This is a genomic window from Rathayibacter sp. AY1F3 (genome assembly GCF_002931975.1).
In the GTDB taxonomy this organism is placed as follows: Bacteria; Actinomycetota; Actinomycetes; order Actinomycetales; family Microbacteriaceae; genus Rathayibacter.
In genome coordinates, this window is record NZ_PSVF01000004.1 from 89,580 (window position 1) to 110,577 (window position 20,998).

The following is a 20,998-nucleotide window of genomic DNA, read 5'->3' on the forward strand; positions in this document are numbered from 1 at the left end:
TGAGTGTTACGAGTGCTCTTCGGCGAAGAGCCGGTCGAAGGCGTCGACGCGCCGGTCGGTGACCGTCGTGGGCGTCTCGAGGTGCACGGCGCCGCTGGGCACGAGGCCCGCGCCGCCGAAGCGCTCCATGACGCGCCACTGCGCGGCGACGTCCTCACCGCTGTGCTCCGGGGGCAGCTGCTCCCAGAAGTCGAAGCCGCCGACGGCCAGGAGGGCGTCGCGGCGGTAGAGGACGCACGCGCCCAGCCAGGCGACCCGGTACGCGCGCCAGGCGCCCTCCGGGACGTCGAGGCGGGCGGCGACGTGCGTGAGATTCGCCGCGTTGTGCAGCGGCCAGCGCTCGAACTCAGGGGTTCCGCGCCGCACCCGCTCGGGCTCCACGCGCTCCTCCCAGGTCTCGAACGACTCGGTCTCGTGCGGGCGCACGTCCTCGAGGTAGGACAGGCCCTGCACCGCGGAGCCGACGAAGCCGCAGTCGAGGCGCTCGAGGGCCTCGTGCAGCCGCGAGAGCGTGCCCGGCTCGAGCCACACGTCGTCGTCGAGGAAGAGGACGGCCGGGGCGGTGGCGAGGGAGAGGAGGTAGTGCCTCTGCTCCGCGAGCCCGCGCCGGGGCAGGTGCCGGCGCACCACCGGAGCCCGGCCCTGCGCCTCCAGCACGCGCAGCATCGCGAGGATCGTCGGGTCGCTCTCGGCGACCGCGTCGTCGGACTGGTCGCTCACGATCACGCGGAAGGGCGGGTCGTCCTGGGCGGCGAGTCCGGCGAGCGTGGCGGCGAGCTCGGCACGGCGGCCGACCGTCGGCACCAGTACGTCGATCAGCGGCTGCCGGGGAGCCTCCGGGACCCCCCAGCGCCCGGACCACCGGCGGCTGGTCACGGCGCGGCCGCTCGGATGCGCTGGACCATCTCGGTCGTGGAGTGCTCCGAGACGTAGCCGACCGTGGTGACGACGCCCCCGTAGGAGCGGACGACGGCCGCCTCCGCGAGCATGTCGGGGTTGTAGTCCCCGCCCTTCACGTAGACGTCGGGCTGCACGCGCTCGAGCAGCGGGATGGGGGTGTCTCCGCCGAAGAGCGTCACGTAGTCGACGCAGCCCAGCTCGGCGATCACGCCCGCGCGGTCGCCCTCCGGGTTGATCGGCCGTCCCTCGCCCTTCAGCCGCCGGACGGAGTCGTCGTCGTTCACCGCGACCACGAGCACGTCGCCGAGCTCGCGGGCCTGGCGGAGGTAGGCGGTGTGGCCGCGGTGCAGGACGTCGAAGCAGCCGTTGGTGAAGACCACGCGGCGACCGCGGCGCGCCTGCTCCGCGAGGACCTCGACGAGGGCGTCCTCGCCGAGCACGACGGCGCCGGGAGCGGCGAGGGAGGCGAGCAGGTCGTCGCCCGAGCAGACGGAGGTGCCGGGGCGCTGCACGACCACGTCGGCGGCGGCCTGCGCCAGATCGACGGCGGTGGCCAGGGAGCGGCCGGCGGCGAGGGCGAGGGTGGCGGTCGCGGCGAAGGTGTCGCCGGCGCCGGACGCCTGCTTCTCCTCCGCGGGCTGAGCGAAGGTGCGGCTGACCGTGCCGTCGGCGTCGAGGGCGGTGGAGCCGTCCCGGTCGAGGGTGACCACGACGTGCCGGGCGCCCGAGCGGGCGCGCAGGTCGTCCGCCGCGTCGCGCACGGCGGCGGCCCGCTCCGTCCCGCGGCCGAGGGAGCCGCCGAGCAGCCGCTCCGCCTCCTTGGCGTTCGGCGTGACGAGGTCCGGCCGTGCGAAGGCCCAGTCGGCGAGCTCGTGCGCGTCGATCACGAGGAGGCCGGGGCGCCCGACGGCGAGCAGGCGCTCGACGGCCTCGCGGAGGATCCCCGAGCCGTAGTCGCAGACCAGGACGGCGTCGGCGCCCGCGGCGGCCTCGGCGGCGGCACCGGCGAGCAGGGCCAGCTCGTCGTCGGCCGGGCGGTGCGGGCCGGAGTCGACGCGCAGCATCACGCTGTCGCCGCCGACCACGCGGGTCTTGATCGTCGTCGCAGCGCCGGTGCGGACGACCCGGGAGGTGTCCAGGCCGGCCCGCTCGAGGGCGCGCACGAGCCGATCGCCCTCGGAGTCGCGTCCGGCCACGCCGACCGTGCGGACGACGGCGCCCAGCGCGCGCAGGTTGGCGGCGGTGTTGGCGGCCCCGCCCGCGACGTCGACGACGTCCTCGAGCCGCAGGACCGGCGCGGGCGCCTCCCGCGTGACGCGCTCCGCCTCGCCGAGCCACCAGGAGTCGAGGATGAGGTCTCCGATCACGGCGACGACCGGCGGGCGCTCGTGGACGTGCGCCAGGAGGGCGCTCGCCCGCTGGAGCGCCGAGCCCTCGAGGCTCATCGCGCGCCTCCCGGCAGGACGGGCAGGCCGAAGTGCACGACCGTGGTGGTGGTCATCTCGTCGAGCAGCTCCGGGCCGTAGCCGAAGCCGGAGCCGGATGCTCCGCGGGGCTGGGCGCTGCCGCCCGGCGCTCCTCCGAAGACGCCGTTGACCTTGACGGTGCCGACCGGCAGCGTCGCCGCGGCGCGGTGCGCGTGCTCCATGTCGGCGGTGAGGATCGAGGCGGCCAGGCCGTAGGGGCTCGCGGCGGCCAAGTCCAGGCCCTCGTCGAAGGAGTCGACGACGCGGATCGGCGCGACGGGCCCGAAGGTCTCCTCCGTCATCACCAGCATCGACTCGGTGCAGTCGGCCAGGACGGTCGCGGGGTAGAAGGTGCCGTCCCCGGGAGTGCCGCCGGTGAGGGCGCGCGCGCCGCTGTCGAGCGCCTCCGTGACGTGCTCGTGGACGGCGTCGCGCATGCGGGCGTCGACGAGGCGGGGGAGAGGGCCCGCGCTCCAGCGGTCGGCCTCGGCGACCAGCGCCGCCGTGAACGCCTCGGCGATGTCGCGGTGCACGTAGATCCGCTCGACGGAGGTGCAGATCTGGCCGGCGTTGGCGAAGGCGCCCAGCGCGGCCTGCTCGGCGGCCCAGACCGGGTCGACGTCGCGGTCGACGACCAGCGCGTCGTTGCCGCCGTTCTCGAGGATCACGTGCGCGCCGGTGACGGCGGCGACCCGGGCGAGCGCGCGGCCGGTGGCGGTCGAGCCGACGTGGGCGAGGACGTCGACGCCCTCGGTGCGCGCCAGCTCGTCGCCGACCGCCCCGTCACCCTCGACCAGGGTCAGCACGCCCTCGGGCAGCGCCTCGGCGAGGATGCTCGTGAAGAGGGCGCCCGTGCCCGGGCTGCGCTCGCTCGGCTTGTGCACGACGACGTCCCCGGAGACGATCGCGGCGCCCAGGAGGCCCGCGGCGACGGCGACCGGGTCGTTCCACGGAGTGAGGGCGAGCACGACACCGCGCGGGTGCGGCAGGGCCAGATCGACGTTGAGAGCCCCTCCGCGCAGGCTCCTCCCGCGGTGAAGCGGGCCGAGCTCGGCGTACTGGAGCAGCGTGTCGACACCGGCGCGCACGCCGCCCAGCGCGTCGCCGGCGGGCTTGCCCGTCTCCTGCGTGTTGAGGTCGGCGAGCTCCTGCTCGCGCTCGGCCACGCGGTGGGCGGCGGCACGGAGCAGGGCGCCGCGCTCGGCGGGCGCGGTGGCGGCCCACGCGGGGAACGCGGTCCGCGCGCGGCGGACGGCGTCGGCGGCGGTCGTGGCGGGGGTCGTGATGTCGATGGTCACGGTCACCTCTCGGTCGGGGGCGCCCGCGGAGTGGCGGACGCATCCGTCCGGTACCCGGGTGGTGCGCGCCTAGACACGCCGCCTCGGGAATCCGCCCCCGGATCGGCGACGAGGGCTCGCCCACGATCCGGTTTCGGATCGGCCCCGGCGGGGAAGTGGAGGAGTGCACCGTCCCCGGAGCGGCGCCCGCGCGCCCTCCGCACCTGAGAGGAACCCGTCGTGGTCGCCATCGCCCCCCTCCGAGAGCCCTTCGCCGGAGTCGAGAGGATCGCCGTCCTGCGCGGCGGCGGACTCGGCGACCTGCTGTTCGCGCTGCCCGCCGTCGACGCCCTCGCGGCCGCCTACCCGGGAGCCGAGATCACCCTGCTCGGGACGCCCGCGCACCGGGTCCTGCTGACGGGCGTCGAGTCGCCGATCGCCGACGTCGAGATCCTGCCGGTGGCGCAGGGCGTCCGCGACGGAGAGGGGGAGGACCCCCGGGTCGTCGAGGACTTCACCGAGCGGATGCGCGCGCGCCGCTTCGACCTGGCCGTGCAGCTGCACGGCGGCGGGCGCTACTCCAACCCGTTCCTCCAGCGCCTCGGCGCGCGCCACACGGTCGGGTCGCGCACCGACGACGCCGCGGAGCTCGAGCGCACGATCCCCTACGTCTACTACCAGCACGAGATGCTGCGGGCGCTCGAGATCGTCGGGCTGGCAGGAGCGCCCGCGACCCGCCTCGAGCCGGCGCTCGCCGTGGATCCGGAGCGGCGGGACCGCCTCGCCGCGGCGCTGCCCGCGGGCGGCCCGCTGGTGCTGATCCACCCCGGCGCGACCGATCCCCGCCGGCGCTGGCCCGCCGCCTCCTTCGCCGCCGTGGCGACGGAGCTGCTGGCGGACGGCGCGCGCGTGCTGGTGGTGGGCGACGCCTCGGACGTGCCCGCCGCCGACGAGATCGTCGCCGGAGCGCCGGGAGCGGTCTCCTGGGCGGGCGTCGTGGACCTCCCGGACCTCGCTCCGCTGCTCTCGCTCGCCGACCTCGTGCTCGGCAACGACTCCGGACCCCGCCATCTCGCCGCCGCGGTCGGCGCTCCGACGGTCGGGGTCTTCTGGGTAGGCAACGCGATCAACGCCGCGGCCCTCGGGCGGCAGCGCCACCGGGTGCAGCTGAGCTGGACCACGCACTGCCCGGTCTGCGGGCGCGACGCCACGCAGGTCGGCTGGACCGCTCCGCGCTGCGAGCACGACGTCACGTTCGTCGGCGACGTGCGCGTCGAGGCGGTGCTCGAGGACGTCCGCGGGGTGCTCGCCTCCACCCGCTGAACCGCGAGACGCCACCTCGGTACGCGACGCGCCGGGGCGTGCGGACCGAGGTGGCGTCTCGCGGCGGGGGATCCGGGGCGCGCCCGGATCAGCGGATCACGGCCAGGACGGCTCCTCCTCATGCGTGATGACGAGCTCGCGGACCTCGCAGCCGCGCGGCTGGCCGAGGACGAACATGACGGCGTTCGCCACGTTCTCCGGGTCGTTCAGCAGCGCGTCCGGACCCGGCTTGTACTGCTCGTCGCGGTCGTCGAAGAAGCGCGTCTTCATGCCCGACGGGATCAGCGTGGTCACTCCGATCTCGCCCTTGGTCTCGGCCGCGAGCGCGCGGGTGAAGCCGAGCACGCCGAACTTCGAGGCGCAGTACGCGGTCGCGTCCGAGACGGCCTTGATCGCGAGCGAGGAGGCGACGGTGACGACGCGGCCGTGGGTCTCGGTGAGGAAGGGCAGCGCCGCCCGGACGACGGCCGCGGTGCCGAGGAGGTTGACGGAGATGACGCGCTCCCACTCCTCCGGCTCCACATCGACGAGGCGGCCGCAGCGGTCGATGCCGGCCGCGGTCACGACGGCGTCGAGCCCGCCGTGCTCGCGGGCGATCTCGACGACCGCCTTCTCGGCCTCGCGGGTCTTCGCGACGTCGACCTGGTAGGCGGCGACGCCCTCCTTCACCGACGAGACGTCGCGGTCGAGCACGATCGGGGTGCCGCCCGCGGCGGTGACCGCGGCGGCGACGGCCGCACCGAGCCCGGAGGCTCCTCCGGTGATCAGGACGCGGCCGATGGGGGTGGGAGTGGTGCTCATGGTTTCCTTCCGGGGGTGGTCTGCGGGCCTCGTGGGCCGCGGGTCAGCCGACGCGCGCGAGCGCGGCGGCGAGATGGGTGGTCGAGCGGCCCGGGTGGTACGGCACGGTCAGGACCCGGCCGCCCCACTCCGCCACCGTCGCCGTCTCGGGGAGGGACTCGGCGGAGTAGTCGCCGCCCTTCACCCAGACGTCGGGGCGGATGCGGCGCAGCGCCTCGTCCGGCGTGTCCTCGCCGAAGACCAGCACGGCGTCGACGCACTCGAGCGCGAGCAGCAGGTCGACGCGGTCGTCCTCGGGGATGATCGGCCGCGCCGCGCCCTTGAGGCGCCGGACGGAGTCGTCCGAGTTGAGGCAGACGATCAGGCAGTCGCCGAGAGCCCGTGCGGCGGAGAGGGTGCGGGCATGGCCGGCGTGGAGCAGGTCGAAGCAGCCGCCCGTCGCGACCACCGTTCCTCCTGCCGCGCGGACGGACTCGGCGACGCGCAGGGCGTCCACCCCGCCGCCGTGGAGGGGTGCGGGGTCGGCGGGAGCGGAGAGGGAGGCGACCCCTCCCGCGAGGAGGTAGGCGCCGGCTGCGGCGACCGCCGCCTGCACCGCCTCCGACGTGCTCGCACCCTCGGCGAGGGCGACGGCGGCGGAGGCGGCGAACCGGTCGCCCGCGCCGCACGGGTCGGTGGGCGGCACGGCGACGGCCGGTGCGACGACCGGGACGCCGGCGCCGCGGGAGCGCAGCAGGGCGCCGGAGGATCCCATCGTCACGGTGACCGCACCGCAGCCCCAGCGCTCGAGGAGGGTGGTCGCGGCGGACTCGGCGCGCGTCACTCCGCGGCCGACGGCTCCCGAGAAGGCGGTGGCCTCGGCAAGGTTCGGGGTGGCGAGGGAGGTGGCGGCGACCGGCTGGGAGCCCCGCGGGTGCGGATCCCACACCAGCGGCACGGTGAGCGCGTCGAGCGCCGTGCGGAGCGACGGCTCCTCGGTCAGGCGGCGGCCGTAGTCGGCGACGATCACGGCGTCGGCGTCGGCGAGCGCGGCGAGCATCGCGTCGGTGACGCCGGGGACGGGCGGCGTCTCGCAGCCGCGGTCGATCCGCACGACGGCCTGGCCGGAGGCGGCGACGCGGGTCTTCATCGGCGTCGGCGCTCCCGAGGGCCCGGCGACCAGGCGGACGCCGGACAGCTCGGCGCGCAGCTCCGCCACGTCCGGATCCGAGTCCTCGGCGAGCGCGGTCACCAGCGTCACCTCGTGCCCGTCGCGGGCGAGCATCCGGGCGACGAGTCCGGCACCGCCGGCGCGGGCACTGCGGGCCGACACGTCGACCACGGGGACGGGGGCGTCCGGGCTCAGCCGCTCGGCGGGTCCGGAGAGGTCGACGTCGAGCATCACGTCGCCGACGACGACGAGGCGCAGGCGGCTCACGCGGCGGCCGCCGTCCGTGCGCGGATCCGGTGCTCGAAGGCCCGGCAGAGCGCGTGCACGAGCACCAGCTGCGCCTCCTGCACGTTGGAGCCGTGGCCCTCGAGGGCGATCGCCTCGTCGCAGAGCTCGGTGAGCGGGTTCGGCCCCTCGCCGGTCAGCGCCCACGACCGGGCGCCCGCCGCACGGGCGGCCTCCGCGGCGTGGAGGAGGTTCGCGCTGCGTCCGCTGGTGGAGAGCAGGACCACGACGTCGCCCGCCCGGGCGTGCGCGGTGACCTGGCGCGAGAACACGTGGTCGAAGCCGTAGTCGTTGCCGATCGCGGTCAGGCTCGACGTCTCGGCGTGCAGCGAGATGGCGGAGAAGGGGACGCGGTCGCCGTCGAAGCGGCCGACGAGCTCGGCGGTGAGGTGCTGCGCCTCCGCCGCGGAGCCGCCGTTGCCCGCGGCGAGCAGGCGCGCGCCGGAGTGCAGGCGGTCGGCGAGCTCGACGCCCCAGGCGGCGATCCTGTCGGAGTGGCGCTCCAGCTGCGCGACCGCGTCGAGCGCGCGCGCCACGTGGTCGTCGACGAGGCGCCGGGCGGCGTCGGCCGGGGTGTCCAGAACGGTGTCGATGGTCGCGGTGTCGATGGTCATCGTCGCGGAGCCGCCTTCCGGGTGGTGGGGGATGAGGGTGCGCTCGTGGCGCCGGTGAGGAGCGACTCGTCGCCGAGGCCGGCGAGGGTCGTGACGTAGGCGCGCTCGGTGTCGGCGGCGACGCGATCCCAGGAGTAGCGGGACTCGACGCGCTCGCGGCCGGCGGCCCCGTAGGCGCGGGCGCGTTCGGGGTCCTCCAGCAGCGAGCCGAGGGCGGCGGCCAGGGCGACCGGGTCGCGCGGAGGCACGTGGACCCCGGTGACGTCCTCGACCACGGTGTCGATCAGGCCGCCCACGGAGGAGGCGACGACCGGCACGCCGCAGGCCATCGCCTCGAGCGGAGTGATGCCGAACGGCTCGTACCAGGGCGCGCAGACCACGACGTCGGCCGAGCGGAGCATCGCGGGCATCTCGGTCTGCGAGAGCTGGCCGACGAAGTCGACGCGGTCCGCGACGCCGAGGCTCTCGGCCACGCCGTGCAGCCGCTGGTACTCGGGGTCCGCGGTCAGCGCGTCGCCGGAGCCGGAGCCCCCGACGACGACGAGCTCGGCGTCGTGTCCGGCCGCGACCAGGTGCGCGAGCGCCTCGATCGCGATGCCCATGCCCTTGCGCGGCACCAGGCGTCCGATGGTCATCAGCCGCGAGCGCTCGCCGCGGGGCGCGACCGGGCCCTCGACCGAGAACCGGTCGATGTCGACTCCGCAGGGCACCACCGAGATGCGCGAGGTCGGCACGCCGAGCCCCTTGAGCTCGAAGGCCTCGTCCGAGCAGGTGGCGACGACGCCGTCGGCCTTCTGGCCCACTCCGGGCTCGAGCCAGGCGCGCTCCTCGGGGCTGGTGTCGAGCGCGCCCTGCTGGCGGCGCTTGACCACGCCCAGCGCGTGGAAGGTGTGGAGGACGGGCACGCGCCGACCCGTGGCTCGCTCCACCCGCTCGGAGGCGTCGAGCGCGGCGACCCCGGACATCCAGAAGTGGCTGTGCACGAGGTCCGGCCGCTCCTGCAGCCACTCCTCGGCGAGGTCGACGGCGAAGTCGCCCATGAAGGGCAGCAGCTCGTCCTTGGACACCCGGCGCGGCGGCCCGGCGTCGATGTGCACGACCTCGACTCCCGAGGTGAAGGGCACGCGCCGGGGGAGGGAGGGGTCGTCGCGGCGGGTGTAGACGACGACGCGGTGGCCGCGGCGGGCGAGCGCGTCGGCGAGCGCAGCCACGTGGACGTTCTGGCCGCCGGCATCGACGCCGCCGAGGGTCGCCAGCGGGCTCGCGTGCTCCGAGACCATGGCGATCGTCAGCGCGGGCGCGGCGGAGAGGTGCTGCTTCATCGGGTGCTCCCTTCCAGAGCGGGCTCCGGCGACCGGCGCCCGGGGAGGTCGGCGAGGACCTCGTCCCAGTCGCGGTGGAACCGGGCGAGGCCGTAGCGCGCGAGCGCGGCCTCGCGGGCGACGGCGCCGGCGCGGGCGGCGCGGTCCGGGTCCTCGACGAGCGCCCGGGCCGAGGCGACGAGGGCGTCGAGGTCGTTCGAGACGGCTCCGGCCTCGGGCGGGACGGCGCGCCCCGCCTCCGTCACGTCGAGCGCGACGACGGGCATCCCGAGGTGCATCGCCTCCAGCAGCGCGAGGCCGAGGGAGGTCCAGCGGAACGGGTGCAGGTAGACCCGGCGGCGGGCCAGGGCCGCGTGCATCGCCTGCGTGCGGACGTCGCCGAGGACCGTCACGTCCTCCAGACCCGGCAGCTCGGCGAGCCGGTCGGTCTTCATCCCGAAGACGTCCAGCGGAGCGACGGCGCCGAAGCGGGGCAGCAGGTCGGTCCCGGCGACCCGGCCCCGGCGGACGGGCTCGTTGACGACCACGCCGAAGTGCGGCAGCTCGCCGGTGTAGAGAGGGCCCGGGTCGTGGATCCCGTGCTCGATCACCGTCGTCCGCGTCGATCCGGTGTCCCACATCAGGGCGTTGAAGTGGGTGACGTGGACGATCAGCAGGTCGTCGCGGTCGGCGAGCGGGTGGCGGTTGTCCGGCACGTCCCCGCGGGGGGTGTTGTGCTCCACGTAGACGGCGGGCACGTCGCGGCCGAGGCGTCGCCTGAGCAGGCGCTCGGCCTCGGCGAGCTCCTCGGGCCTCTGGAGGAGGACCGCGTCGACGTCGGCGTCGTGCAGCTCCTCGGGGGCGATCTCGACGGCGCTCGGCCAGTCGCGGCCGCCGGTGCCCAGGCCCCAGCCGTCGCGGGCCGGAGTCGTGGGGAGCAGGTAGGTGTGGGCGCCGCGGACGAAGGCGTCCGCCCAGCCGCCGTGCACGTGCCAGAGCAGGATCCTCATGCGATGGCCTCTCTCGGGGAAGTCGTGGGTCGGAGTCGGAGGGCGGCGGCGACCGCCTCCTCGGCGCTCACCCCCGCGAGGCAGGGATGGCCGGGGACGGGGCACACGCGGGCGCGCGAGCCGGCGCAGGGCGCCTCCTGGTCGCCGAGCAGCGCGACCGGGACCCCGTAGGGCGCCCAGCGCACGGCCGGGACGACCGGCGCGAAGAGGCTCACCACGGGGGTGCCGACCGCGGCGGCGAGGTGCGCGGGGCCGGTGTTGCCGCAGATCACGACGTCGGCGCCGGCCAGCACCTCGGCGGCGCCGGCGAAGTCCGTCGCCCCGCCGAGGTCGATGCCGCGGGAGCCCGCGACCTCGGCCGTGAGGGAGCGCTCGCCCGGGCCGCCGGTGACGACGACAGCGAGGCCCGCGTCCGCCAGCAGCTCGACGGCGCGGGCCGCGTTCGCCGCGGGCCAGGCGCGGGCGGGGACGGCTGCCCCGGGGTGCACGACGGCGTAGGGGCCGATCCCCTCGAGAGCGGCGGGCAGCACGCCCTCGCGGCGCACGCGGAGCCGTCCGTCGTCGCCGGCGGGCAGCGCGAAGCCGGCCGCCGCCGCGATCGCGAGCGCGCGCTCCGGCTCCGGCTGGTCCTCCTCGAGGGTCTCGCCCGGGACGAGGCGCACATCGAGCAGGGCGCCCGCGAAGTCGACCGAGGCGCCCGTGATGCGGGCGACACCGGCGAGGCGGAGCAGCAGGGCCAGCGGCAGCGGCGACTGGTGGAAGGAGGTGAGGACCACGGCCTCGTCCGGCGCGAACTCCTCGACGATCGCGCGCAGCTCGTCGACGAGCTCGGCGTCGACGGGGCGGGAGGCGTCGCCGATCCACGGGCACCACCAGGTGCGGACGGAGGAGGGACCCGGCAGCAGCGCGGCCGCGGGCGCTCCCTGCGGACCGCTCAGCAGCAGCACTTCGGCGTCGGCCGCGATCGCGCGGACGGCGGGTCCGCACAGCAGGACGTCTCCCGCGCTGTCCAGGCGGGCGACGAGCACGCGGCGCCTCACTCGGCGTCCTCGTCGGGCTGCATCGCGAGCAGCAGCTCGACCGCCTCGAGGAGCGTCGCCGCCTGCAGCGGAGCGGCGTCCACCTCCTCGGCGCGGGTGATCGGAGTCGGCACCAGCACTCCACGGGCGCCGGCCGCGGCGGCGGCGCCGACGTCGGCCCCGATGTCGCCGATCACGGCGAGGGAGCGGGCCGGCAGTCCCAGCTGCTCGGCGGCGCCGAGCACCATGCCGGGCCGGGGCTTCCGGCAGGAGCAGCCGTCCTCCGGGCCGTGGGGGCAGAGCATCCACACGTCGAAGCCGCCGAAGAGCTCGTCCACGCGCCGGTTCACCGCGTCGGCCTGGCCGCGGTCGATGATCCCGCGGGCGATCCCGGACTGGTTGGTGACCACGCCCACGGCCAGCCCCGCCTCGCGCGCCCGCTCGACCGCGGCGAGGGCGGTGGGCATCGGGGAGACCTGCGCCGGGTCGCCGTTGTAGGGCACGTCGACCACGAGCGTCGCATCGCGGTCGAAGAGGATCCCCCGCAGGCGCGGGGCCCTCGCGCGCTCGTCGGCGCTCCGGGAGGATGAGTCGTTCACCTTCTCCTCGTACCCCTCGACCGGGGATGTAAACCCCCTTCCGGAGAAGTCGGTCCGTCCGGGCGCGTCGCTCGCATCTGCGGGCGGCGCGTCTGAGGTGCGCGCAGCGGGGTACGGGGACTCCGACAGGAAGGAGGCGCCGTGCGCGCTCTCACCGCCCCGGACGGGACTCCGGAGATCCTCGCGCTGCGCGCCCTCAAGCTCGGCGACCTGCTCGTCGCCGTCCCGGCGCTCAAGGCCTTGCGCCGCGGCTTCCCGGAGCACCGGCTGATCATGGCGACCACGCCCTGGCTCGAGCCGATCGTCGACCTCGTCGAGGGCCTGGACGCGCTCGTGCCCACCCTCCGCGGACTCGACGACCCGCTGCCGATGGCCGCCGGTCGGGTCGAGCTCGGCGTGAACCTCCACGGCAACGGCCCGGAGTCGCGGCTGCGGCTGCGCGAGATCGCGCCCGAGCGCACGCTCGAGTTCCGCGTCCCGGCGCTGGACCCGGGCGCGGGCCCGGAGGACCCGCGGCCGCTCTGGATCGACGGCGAGCTCGAGCGCGCCCGCTGGGCCCGCCTGGTGAACTCGATCGGTCTCGACGCCGACCCCGAGGACGTCGCGATCGCCGTCCCGGAGGAGCCCGCCTCGGCCCCCGGAGCCGCCGTCGTGCACATCGGGGCCTTCTACGGCTCGCGCGAGTGGCCGGAGGAGCGCTTCGCCGCGGTGGCCCGCTCCCTCACCGCCGAGGGGCACCGCGTCGTCTACACCGGGGGCGCGAACGAGGCCGACCGCGCCCGCCGCGTCGCCGAGCTCGCCGGCACGGGCGAGGTGCTGGCGGGGGAGCTCGCGCTCAGCGGGTTCGCCGCGGTCGTCGCGGCCGCCGAGGTCGTGGTGACCGTCGACACCGGAGCCGCGCACCTCGCCTCCGCGTACGGCGTCCCCTCGGTCGTGATCTTCGGTCCGGCACCGCCCGAGGCCTGGGGCCCTCCGGCCTCGGGGCCGCACGTCGTGCTGACCGACGCGTCCCTCCGCCGCGGAGACGTCTTCTCCGCCGAGCCGGACCCGGCGCTGCTCGCGGTCCAGGTCGACGACGTCCTCGCCGCCCTCGCGTCGCTCCCGTCGCGTGCCGAGGCCCACCTCAGGCGGACTTCAGCCGCGTCGCCGGTCGGACCGGAGTGACCGTGGCCACGCGGGCCCGGGGAGCGCGCGGCTGATGGCTGCGCGAGGGGGCGCCGAGCCTGTCGGCGAGCTGCGCGAGGATCCGCCGCTGCAGGCGCGAGACCTGCATCTGCGTCGTTCCCAGCGCGTCGGCGATCTGCTGCTGGGTCCGCTCCTCGACGAAGCGCATGCGCAGGAGCTCGCGCTGGCCCTCCTCGAGCTCGGCGAGGGCCTCGGCGAGCCCGTGCCGCCGGTCGATCTCGAGCAGCCGCTCGTCCTCGCCGCCGAGGGTGTCGCCCAGGCCGACGCCGCCCTCGCCCACGGTCTCGTCGAGGGAGAGCGGATGCCCCGCGAGGCGCGCGTCGGCCACCTCCGTCGCGTCCACTCCGAGGCGGCGGGCGATCTCCTGGTCGGTGGGGTGACGGCCGAGCTCCTGCGCGAGCTCGTCGGCGACGACGGCGGAGCGGCGGTGCAGCTCCTGCACGCCGCGCGGCGGCCGGATCATCCAGCCGAGGTCGCGGAGGTGGCGCTTGAGCTCGCCGGTGATCGTGGGGACGGCGAACGCGGCGAAGCTGTCGCCGCGCTCGGGAGTGAAGCGGCGGGCGGCCTTCACGAGGCCCACGTAGGCGACCTGGCGCAGATCCGCCCAGTCGCCTCCGCTCCTGGAGACCCGGCGGGCCATGGCCTCGGCCAGGCCCAGGTGGTCGAGCACGATGCGCTCGCGGATGCGCGCGCCCTCGGCGGCCTCCGCGCTCACCGCGGCCTGGAAGAGCGAGAGCGTGCGGGCGTCCTTCTCCTCCCGTGCCGCCTCGGTGAGGGCGCTCGGGCGGTCGGTGCGGGGGTCGAGATCGATCGTGCTCATCAGTGCTCCTTCCGGGCACGCTCGCGCGGAGGCCCGGCGCGGCCTGCGGTGCGGCGCTCGGGCCCTCTCGACGAGAGGCCCGAGGTCAGCGCACCACTGCTCCTGCTCGCTCGGGGAGTCCGTTGACTCGGAGCAGTGCTGTCCGGTAGAAGCAGTCGCCGCGAGGCGCGCACCGTGCCCGGGGCGGAGGCGCCACGGCCCCCCGCGATCCCGGGCGCCGCACCGGCTCCCGCCGGTAGGATCGGCCTCGTATGTCTGAGCTCACCCCGCCCCTGGAAAGCGCGCCGGACGCGCACCCGTTCACGACCGCGACCGGGAGCGACGTCCGCGTCCGCTTCTGCCCCTCGCCGACCGGGACCCCGCACGTCGGCCTCATCCGCACCGCCCTGTTCAACTGGGCGTACGCGCGCCACACCGGCGGCACGTTCGTCTTCCGCATCGAGGACACGGACGCCGCCCGCGACAGCGAGGAGAGCGTGGAGCAGATCCTCGACGCGCTGCGCTGGCTGAAGCTCGACTGGGACGAGGGCGTCGGAGTCGGCGGCCCGCACGGCCCGTACCGGCAGTCCGAGCGCACCGATGTCTACCTCGACGTGATCGCGCGCCTGACGGCCTCGGGGCACCTCTACGAGAGCTACTCCACGGCCGAGGAGATCGACGCGCGCAACGAGGCGGCCGGCCGCGCGAAGCAGCACGGGTACGACAACCACGACCGCGATCTCACCGAGGAGGAGCGCGCCGCCTTCCGCGCCGAGGGCCGCGCCCCGGCGCTGCGCCTGCGCGTGCCGGACGCCGACCTGTCCTTCGACGACCTGGTCCGCGGCCCGATCACGTTCCCCGCCGGCTCCTTCAGCGACTTCGTCGTGGTGCGCCCCAACGGCCAGCCGCTCTACACGCTGGTGAACCCGGTCGACGACGCGATCATGCAGATCACCCACGTGCTGCGCGGCGAGGACATCCTCCCCTCGACCGCCCGGCAGATCGCGCTGTACCACGCGCTGATCGACATCGGAGTGACGACCTTCGTCCCGCGCTTCGGGCACCTCCCGTACGTGATGGGCGACGGCAGCAAGAAGCTCTCCAAGCGCGACCCGTCCTCGAACCTCTTCCACCACCGCGACCGCGGCTTCATCCCGGAGGGCCTGGTCAACTACCTCGCCCTGCTCGGCTGGTCGCTCACGCACGACCGCGACGTCTTCTCGATCGACGAGATGGTCGCCGCCTTCGACGTCGCCGACGTGAACCCGAATCCGGCCCGCTTCGACCTCAAGAAGGCCGAGTCGATCAACGGCGACCACATCCGCCTCCTGGCCGGCGACGACTTCACCGAGCGGACGATCCCGTACCTCGTGGCGGCCGGAGTGCTCGCGGGCGAGCCGACCGCCGAGCAGCGCGCCGTGCTCGATGCCGCCGCGCCCCTCGTGCAGGAGCGGATCGGCCTGCTCGGGGAGGCCCCCGGCATGCTCGGGTTCCTCTTCACCGCCTCCGAGGCGCTCGAGTACGACGAGGACGCGCTGAAGGGCCTGCCCGCGAACGCCGGAGAGGTGCTCGCCGCCTCGATCGGCGCCCTCGAGCTCGTCCCCGCGTCCGAGTGGCTGACGGCCTCGATCCAGGAGGCGCTCGCCTCCGCGCTGATCGAGGGCCTCGGCCTCAAGCCCCGCATCGCCTACGGGCCGCTGCGCACCGCGGTCTCCGGACGCCGCGTCTCGCCGCCGCTGTTCGAGTCGATGGAGATCCTCGGCAAGCAGGAGTCGATCGCCCGCCTCGACCGCCTGGGCGGTCACCTCGGCGCCTCCCGGCAGGCCTGACCGTGGCGGAGACGGTCGGCGGACGCTACGACGTCGTCGTGATCGGCGGGGGCCCCGCCGGGCTCTCGACCGCGCTCAACCTCGTCCGGGCGCGCCGCAGCGTGCTGCTGCTCGACAGCAACCGCCCGCGGAACGCTGCGACCCTGCACTCGCACGGGTTCCTCACCCGCGACGGCATCTCGCCGCTCGAGCTGCGCCGCCTCGGCCGCGAGGAGTTCGAGCGCTACGAGGCCGCCGAGGTGCACAACGCCCTCGTCACGTCGGTCGAGCGCTCCGGCGGCGAGTTCGTGGTCGGCGCGCGCGGCGTGCGCGGCAGCGCGGACCGCTCCGTCGTCGCCACCGCCGTCGTGGTCGCCGCGGGACTGCTCGAGACGCCGCCCGCGCTCCCGAGCCTGCGCGCCTACTACGGCACCGCCGTGCACAGCTGCATGGAGTGCGACGGCTACGAGAAGGCGGGGGAGGCGCTCGCCCTGATCGGCGAGACCGACGACCTCGCGGAGCGGGCCATGCTCCTCTCGCAGTGGTCGACCGACCTGATCGTCTTCACCAACGGCGTCGGGACGGTGAGCGACGCCGACGAGTCGCTGCTGGCCTCCATCGGCATCCGGGTCGACCGGCGCCCGGTCGCCGACCTCGCCGGGGAGCGCGCCGAGATGACCGGCGTCCGCCTCGTCGACGGCGACGTCGTCCCGCGCACCGGGGCGTTCGTCCGACCCGTCTGGACGCCCGCGCTGGACTACCTGGACGCGGCCGGCCCCGACCGCGACGTCGACGGCTTCCTCCGCGTCGACGCCGGTGGCCGCACGTCCGTCCCCGGCCTCTACGCCGCCGGCGAGGTCACCCCTCCCGGCCCGCAGCAGCTGATCGTCGCCGCCGGATCGGGCGCCCAGGTCGCCTCCGCGATCAACCGCGACCTCGTCCGCGCCCGCCTCGGCGAGGCCGCCCCGGAGTCCGAGGGCAGCGTCGTCCGCGGCTCGATTTGAGCGGGATGCCCGCGTAGGGTACTGTCGTCTCTCGGCGCTCGGGTCTCGATCCGGTCGCCGCCTGGTCCCGGGATCACCTCCGGATGACCATTGGGGTATGGTGTAATTGGCAACACGGCTGATTCTGGTTCAGTTGTTCTTGGTTCGAGTCCAGGTACCCCAGCACTGATCTCCTCCGCGGCACTCCGCGCGACGCCCTCGTTCGTGGCGTCCTCCTCCGGGCCCGCCTCCCGCGAACCGCTCTCGGCGGCGTCCGCAGTATCCCCCCTCCGGCCGACGCGGCCGTCCGAGGCGCTGTGACACGATGGAACCTGTACGTCTCTCAGGTACCCGCGTCGCGCGGGTCGGACGAAAGGTCGCCCGCCCATGGAACCGGATCTCCTCTGGATCGTCCTCGCCGGAGTCGCCGTCGGCGCACTCCTGCTGATCGCCCTCATCGGCTTCTTCCTCTTCCGCGCCTGGTACCAGGTGCCGCAGGCCGACGAGGCGATCGTGATCGTCGGGAAGAAGCAGAAGGGCGAGGACGGCCTCACCTCGAACATGACCGTCATCACCGGCGGCGGCGCGTTCGTGAACAAGCTGACCCAGCGGTCCGACCGCATCTCGCTGCGCTCCCGCCAGATCAAGATGGAGCCGGTCGCGCAGACCAAGAACGGCGTGACCATCCACCTCGCGGGCGTCGCCCTCGTCAAGATCGGGTCCACGGCCGACCAGGTCCGCGCCGCCGCCGAGCGCTTCGCGTCCCAGGACCAGTCCATCGACGTCTTCACGACCGAGCAGCTCGAGGGCGCCCTCCGCGGCGTCGTCGCGAAGCTCAGCGTCGAGGAGGTCATGCAGGACCGGCAGAAGCTGGGAGACGAGATCGCCGAGGGCATCAAGGGCGACCTGCTCGCCCAGGGCCTCGTCCTCGACTCCTTCGCCATCCAGGGCGTCACCGACCGCAACGGCTACATCGAGGCGCTCGGAGCGCAGGAGATCGAGCGCGTCCGCCGCGAGGCCGACGTCGCGCGGATCAACGCGGCCCGCGAGGTCAAGGCTCGCCAGCTGGCCACGGACGAGGCGAACCTGATCGAGCAGACCGCCTACGACAAGAACACCGCCGCCGCGAAGTCCGAGGTCGGCCGCGCCAACGCCGAGGCCGAGCAGGCCGAGAACCTGGCCCGCGCCGAGCGCGAGCAGGCCGTCCTCGTGCAGCGCGCCGAGAACCGGCAGGCCGAGCTCGACGCCGACGTCAAGCGCGTCGCGGACGCCGAGAAGTACCGCCGTCAGACCGAGGCCGACGCCGACGCCTACGGACGCGAGAAGAAGGCCGAGACGGACCGCCAGGTCGCGCAGCAGGTCTCGGACGCCGAGGCGTACGCCGTCCAGCGCCAGGCGGAGGCGCGCCAGGCGTCCGCCGCCGCCGAGGCCGCCGCCGTGAGCGCCCGCGCCGAGGCCGAGGCCCACGCACTGCGGGCCAAGGCGGGCGCAGAGGCCGAGGCGCTGCGCGCGAACGCGACCGCCGAGGCGGAGGCCATCCGCGCGAAGGGCGAGGCGAGCGCGGCGGCCATCGCGGCCGAGGCGGAGGCGCTCCGCGAGAACCAGGAGGCGATCCTGGGTCGCGAGCTCATCGGGCAGCTGCCCTCGCTCATGGCCGAGTTCGCGAAGGGCTACCAGAACGTCGGCTCGGTGACGCTGATCGGCGGCGACACCGCCGGCACCCACATCGCGCGCGAGCAGGCGGCGGGTCTCGCTGCGACGTTCGACAGCGTCAGGTCGGCGACCGGCGTCGACCTCGGCGCGATCCTCCAGGGCCAGGCCTTCGGCCGGGGGATGGCGACCGGCGGCACCGTCGTTCCGACCGGCGCGTCGGTGGCGACCGGATCGGGTGACGCCCCGCGTCCGTCCGGCACCGGCGACCCGACCGCCGTCGCCTCCACGAGCTGACCGCAGCCGGCGTCTGACGATGCTCGCCGGACTGCAGGGCTGGCACCTGCTCATCATCCTCGTCGTCGTCTCGCCCGTGCTCCTGCTGGCGGTGGGGCTCCCGGTCGCACTCGTGCAGGGGCGAGCCCGCCGAGAGGCGGACCTCGTCACCGACCCGCGGGTGAACACGCTGGCGATCACCGCCTTCGTGCTCTCCTTCGTCGTCGGGCTCGCCGGAGTCGTCTGCGGCCACCTCGCCTGCGCGCAGATCCGCCGCACGGGCGAGGCCGGCTGGGGTCTCGCCGTCTTCGCGCTGGTCCTCGGCTACTGGGCCATCGCCGTCGCTGTCCTCGCCGGCGGCACTCTGCTGGTGTCCGCCTTCATGCCGTTCTGAGGCGCCGCCTCGGTCGCTCGAGGCGACGTCCGGCGCGCCGGGCGGAGTCCGCGTTCAGGCCAGCGGCTTGCGTATCTGCAGGGACGTCGTCTCGTAGCCGAGCGACTCGTACAGAGCCCGCGCGGCGGTGTTGAAGCCGAACACGTTCAGCGCGAGGGCGGAGCCGCCCTGGGAGCGGACGTGCGACTCCGCGAGCAGCATCGCCGCCCGGCCGAGGCCGCGGCCGCGCTCGGCGGCGTCGATCTGCACGTCCCAGACGTACCCGACGCCCTCGAGTCCGCTCGGGTGCGGGCCGAGCCAGAGCGACCCGACCGCGCGGCCGTCCTCGGAGACGAGGAGCACGTCGTGCCCGGCGGCGGGGGAGCCGCCCGGGAAGTACTTCTCGTACGAGGCGTCGGCGTTGCGGGTCGCGGCCGCCTCGTCGTCGCCCGCCCGCATCCGGTCCTCGATGTACGCCGAGCGCTGGACCCGCATCCAGGCGGCGAGAGCGGCGGCGGGCATCGGCTCGAGCGTGACGGTCATAGCCTCACGATCCCACTCCTCACCGCCCCCCGCGATCGATCCGCCGCGGACGGCCCGCAGGGGATCCGCGGACGGGCCGCTCGCGACGGATCGCCGCCGGCCCGGATCAGTCCGGGGTCCGCTCCGCGTGCTTCCGCTTCCCCAGGCGGGTGGCGAGGAACAGCAGCGTCCCCACGACCACGTAGCCCGCCGTCGCCAGCCAGACCACGCCCGTCTGCTGCGTCAGCAGCACCACGCTCGCGATGGTCGCGAGCACCGGCACTACCCGCGGCACGGAGTAGTGGGCGTGGTCGACGCGGTCCTTCTTCAGCACCAGCACCGACACGTTCGCCGCGATGAACACCAGCAGGAGCAGCAGCACCGTCGTCTCGGCGAGCGTGCCGACGTCGCCGATCAGGCTGAGCAGCATCGTCACTCCGCCGACGACCACGATCGACACCCACGGCGTGCGGCGGCCCGGCAGCACCTTCCCGAAAGCGCTCGGAAGCAGCCCGGAGGTGGCGAGCCCGAACCCGACCCGCGACGCCATCACCATGAACAGCAGAGCGCCGTTCGCGATGGCGACCAGCGCGATGAGGCCGAACAGCCACGGCGGCACGGCCACTCCGCTCGCCGCGACCACGTCCAGCAGGGGGCCGCTGGAGGCCGCGAGCTCGTCGTTCGGCAGCACGATCACGGCGCCGAGCGCGATGAGGAGGTAGACCACGGCGGCGGTGATCAGCGCACCGAAGAGAGCCCGCGGGTAGACCTTCGAGGGGTTCCGCACCTCCTCGGCCATGTTCGCCGCGGCCTCGAAGCCGAGGAACGAGAAGAAGGCGACGATCGAGGCGGCGAACGCCCCCTGCAGCGGAGCGACGTCGGGGTTGAACTCGAGCACGCGGGAGGCGTCGCCGTCACCGGAGCCGAAGAAGATCGCGGCGCAGACGATGACGATGACCAGTCCGCTCACCTCGATCACCGAGGCGACCAGGTTCGCGGTCAGCGACTCCTTCACCCCGCGCAGGTTCACCAGGGTGAGGATCGCGATGAAGACGATCGCGGTCGGGATCGGCGGCACGTCCAGCAGAGCCCTGAGGTAGTCGCCCGCGAACGCGTTCGCCAGGGAGGCCGCTGTCGTGATGCCGGACGCCATCATCAGGAAGCCGATCAGGAACGAGAGGTACGGCTTCCCGAACGCGCGGTCCACGTAGCGCGCCGCCCCTCCGGCGTGCGGGTACTTGGTGATCAGCTCGGCGTACGTGCCCGCCGTGAGCAGGGCGACGACCAGCGCGATCAGCAGCGGCAGCCAGATCACGCCGCCCACGTCCTCGGCCATCGTGCCGACCAGGGTGTAGATGCCGGCGCCGAGTGTGTCGCCCACGATGAAGGCGAACAGCAGCGGCCCGGTGATCACCCGCTTGAGCGACGCCTTCCCGGGAGCGGTCTCGGCGGTGTCCGTCGTGTCGGTCATCCGGACACTCCACCGAAGCGAGGGGTCCGAGCGCAAGCCTCGCCGCCCGATCGCTGCGAGATTTCTCATCATCGCGACCCGTGTGGCAGGGGCCCGGGCGGCGAGGACTTCCACAGCGCGCTGATCCCGGGACTTGGGCGATCGGCCGCATCAGAGGGAGCGGACCCGGTGCGCACAGGGTGAACA

General features: G+C 74.8%; 19 protein-coding genes and 1 tRNA gene. 7 read left to right on the forward strand and 13 right to left on the reverse strand.

Translation table 11 applies throughout. From position 1 onward, the window contains the following. Nucleotides 1–6: 6 nt before the first annotated feature. Genes C5C39_RS04220 through C5C39_RS04230 form a run of 3 tightly spaced genes read right to left on the reverse strand, consistent with a single transcriptional unit; the run spans nucleotide 7 to nucleotide 3,664 of the window. Entirely contained in the window at nucleotides 7–876 is an 870-nt protein-coding gene (locus C5C39_RS04220) for a glycosyltransferase family A protein (RefSeq protein ID WP_219812158.1), read from the reverse strand. Then, nucleotides 873–2,345: a D-glycero-beta-D-manno-heptose 1-phosphate adenylyltransferase gene (rfaE2, locus tag C5C39_RS04225; RefSeq protein ID WP_104352746.1), complete on the reverse strand. Its 1,473-nt coding sequence runs from the start codon at nucleotides 2,343–2,345 to the stop codon at nucleotides 873–875. Before rfaE2 ends, C5C39_RS04220 begins: the two co-directional genes overlap by 4 nt. Continuing rightward, the gene (locus tag C5C39_RS04230; protein WP_258064160.1) at nucleotides 2,342–3,664 is read right to left on the reverse strand and encodes an aldehyde dehydrogenase; all 1,323 of its coding nucleotides are present in this window, start codon (nucleotides 3,662–3,664) and stop codon (nucleotides 2,342–2,344) included. Before C5C39_RS04230 ends, rfaE2 begins: the two co-directional genes overlap by 4 nt. A 219-nt stretch (nucleotides 3,665–3,883) precedes the next feature. On the opposite strand from C5C39_RS04230, the gene C5C39_RS04235 reads away from it, so the two are divergent. Continuing rightward, a complete protein-coding gene (locus C5C39_RS04235) occupies nucleotides 3,884–4,966 on the forward strand; it encodes a glycosyltransferase family 9 protein (RefSeq protein ID WP_104274359.1) in 1,083 nt (360 codons plus the stop codon). 96 nt (nucleotides 4,967–5,062) lie between these two features. On the opposite strand, the gene C5C39_RS04240 is transcribed toward C5C39_RS04235, so the two are convergent. The 7 genes from C5C39_RS04240 to C5C39_RS17385 are packed head-to-tail and all read right to left on the reverse strand — an operon-like array spanning nucleotide 5,063 to nucleotide 11,745. Next, the gene (locus C5C39_RS04240) at nucleotides 5,063–5,767 is read right to left on the reverse strand and encodes an SDR family oxidoreductase (protein WP_104250150.1); all 705 of its coding nucleotides are present in this window, start codon (nucleotides 5,765–5,767) and stop codon (nucleotides 5,063–5,065) included. 43 nt (nucleotides 5,768–5,810) lie between these two features. Beyond that, on the reverse strand, nucleotides 5,811–7,175 hold the full coding sequence (locus C5C39_RS04245; protein ID WP_104352789.1) for a PfkB family carbohydrate kinase: 1,365 nt from the start codon (nucleotides 7,173–7,175) through the stop codon (nucleotides 5,811–5,813). Nucleotides 7,176–7,180: 5 nt separating this feature from the next. Then, nucleotides 7,181–7,816 (reverse strand): SIS domain-containing protein, encoded by a 636-nt coding sequence (locus C5C39_RS04250; RefSeq protein WP_104247441.1) that lies wholly within the window; start codon nucleotides 7,814–7,816, stop codon nucleotides 7,181–7,183. Next, the gene (locus C5C39_RS04255; RefSeq protein ID WP_104352788.1) at nucleotides 7,813–9,108 is read right to left on the reverse strand and encodes a glycosyltransferase; all 1,296 of its coding nucleotides are present in this window, start codon (nucleotides 9,106–9,108) and stop codon (nucleotides 7,813–7,815) included. Before C5C39_RS04255 ends, C5C39_RS04250 begins: the two co-directional genes overlap by 4 nt. A gap of 26 nt (nucleotides 9,109–9,134) precedes the next feature. Beyond that, complete coding sequence (locus tag C5C39_RS04260) at nucleotides 9,135–10,127, reverse strand: glycosyltransferase (protein WP_104352747.1); 993 nt, start codon at nucleotides 10,125–10,127, stop codon at nucleotides 9,135–9,137. Further along, on the reverse strand, nucleotides 10,124–11,167 hold the full coding sequence (locus C5C39_RS04265) for a glycosyltransferase family 9 protein (protein ID WP_219813314.1): 1,044 nt from the start codon (nucleotides 11,165–11,167) through the stop codon (nucleotides 10,124–10,126). The genes C5C39_RS04260 and C5C39_RS04265 overlap by 4 nt, the downstream gene beginning before the upstream one ends. Next, the gene (locus C5C39_RS17385) at nucleotides 11,164–11,745 is read right to left on the reverse strand and encodes an HAD-IIIA family hydrolase (RefSeq protein WP_104226264.1); all 582 of its coding nucleotides are present in this window, start codon (nucleotides 11,743–11,745) and stop codon (nucleotides 11,164–11,166) included. The genes C5C39_RS04265 and C5C39_RS17385 overlap by 4 nt, the downstream gene beginning before the upstream one ends. 141 nt (nucleotides 11,746–11,886) lie before the next feature. On the opposite strand from C5C39_RS17385, the gene C5C39_RS04270 reads away from it, so the two are divergent. Beyond that, complete coding sequence (locus C5C39_RS04270; protein ID WP_104352748.1) at nucleotides 11,887–12,909, forward strand: glycosyltransferase family 9 protein; 1,023 nt, start codon at nucleotides 11,887–11,889, stop codon at nucleotides 12,907–12,909. Here the strand turns inward: C5C39_RS04270 and C5C39_RS04275 are convergent. Beyond that, nucleotides 12,869–13,750 carry a sigma-70 family RNA polymerase sigma factor gene (locus C5C39_RS04275; RefSeq protein WP_104226266.1) on the reverse strand — a complete coding sequence of 294 codons (882 nt, stop codon included), beginning with the start codon at nucleotides 13,748–13,750 and terminating at the stop codon, nucleotides 12,869–12,871. The two genes, C5C39_RS04270 and C5C39_RS04275, sit on opposite strands and share 41 nt — an antisense overlap. Before the next feature lie 251 nt (nucleotides 13,751–14,001). On the opposite strand from C5C39_RS04275, the gene gltX reads away from it, so the two are divergent. From gltX to C5C39_RS04300, 5 genes are all read left to right on the forward strand, one after another. Then, complete coding sequence (gene gltX, locus C5C39_RS04280) at nucleotides 14,002–15,558, forward strand: glutamate--tRNA ligase (protein WP_104352749.1); 1,557 nt, start codon at nucleotides 14,002–14,004, stop codon at nucleotides 15,556–15,558. Nucleotides 15,559–15,560: 2 nt separating this feature from the next. Beyond that, nucleotides 15,561–16,541, forward strand: coding sequence for an NAD(P)/FAD-dependent oxidoreductase (locus C5C39_RS04285; RefSeq protein WP_181133655.1), 981 nt, complete (start codon nucleotides 15,561–15,563; stop codon nucleotides 16,539–16,541). Between the two features lie 91 nt (nucleotides 16,542–16,632). Next, a tRNA-Gln gene (locus C5C39_RS04290) sits at nucleotides 16,633–16,704 on the forward strand. Nucleotides 16,705–16,907: 203 nt separating this feature from the next. Further along, entirely contained in the window at nucleotides 16,908–18,467 is a 1,560-nt protein-coding gene (locus C5C39_RS04295; protein WP_104226268.1) for an SPFH domain-containing protein, read from the forward strand. 19 nt (nucleotides 18,468–18,486) lie between these two features. Further along, complete coding sequence (locus C5C39_RS04300; RefSeq protein ID WP_104352750.1) at nucleotides 18,487–18,840, forward strand: DUF4190 domain-containing protein; 354 nt, start codon at nucleotides 18,487–18,489, stop codon at nucleotides 18,838–18,840. 54 nt (nucleotides 18,841–18,894) lie between these two features. Here C5C39_RS04300 and C5C39_RS04305 read toward each other — a convergent pair whose 3' ends face one another. Beyond that, nucleotides 18,895–19,362 (reverse strand): N-acetyltransferase, encoded by a 468-nt coding sequence (locus C5C39_RS04305; protein WP_104352751.1) that lies wholly within the window; start codon nucleotides 19,360–19,362, stop codon nucleotides 18,895–18,897. 106 nt (nucleotides 19,363–19,468) lie between these two features. Then, a complete protein-coding gene (locus C5C39_RS04310) occupies nucleotides 19,469–20,812 on the reverse strand; it encodes an APC family permease (protein ID WP_104352752.1) in 1,344 nt (447 codons plus the stop codon). Between the last annotated feature and the right edge of the window lie 186 nt (nucleotides 20,813–20,998).

Coding starts and splice junctions, on each gene's coding strand:
- C5C39_RS04305 (WP_104352751.1), bottom strand. CDS start 19,362: ATGACCGTCACGCTCGAGCCGATGCCCGCCGCCGCTCTCGCCGCCTGG.
- C5C39_RS04300 (WP_104352750.1), top strand. CDS start 18,487: ATGCTCGCCGGACTGCAGGGCTGGCACCTGCTCATCATCCTCGTCGTC.
- C5C39_RS04275 (WP_104226266.1), bottom strand. CDS start 13,750: ATGAGCACGATCGATCTCGACCCCCGCACCGACCGCCCGAGCGCCCTC.
- C5C39_RS04295 (WP_104226268.1), top strand. CDS start 16,908: ATGGAACCGGATCTCCTCTGGATCGTCCTCGCCGGAGTCGCCGTCGGC.
- rfaE2 (WP_104352746.1), bottom strand. CDS start 2,345: ATGAGCCTCGAGGGCTCGGCGCTCCAGCGGGCGAGCGCCCTCCTGGCG.
- C5C39_RS04250 (WP_104247441.1), bottom strand. CDS start 7,816: ATGACCATCGACACCGCGACCATCGACACCGTTCTGGACACCCCGGCC.
- C5C39_RS04310 (WP_104352752.1), bottom strand. CDS start 20,812: ATGACCGACACGACGGACACCGCCGAGACCGCTCCCGGGAAGGCGTCG.
- C5C39_RS04260 (WP_104352747.1), bottom strand. CDS start 10,127: ATGAGGATCCTGCTCTGGCACGTGCACGGCGGCTGGGCGGACGCCTTC.
- gltX (WP_104352749.1), top strand. CDS start 14,002: ATGTCTGAGCTCACCCCGCCCCTGGAAAGCGCGCCGGACGCGCACCCG.
- C5C39_RS04240 (WP_104250150.1), bottom strand. CDS start 5,767: ATGAGCACCACTCCCACCCCCATCGGCCGCGTCCTGATCACCGGAGGA.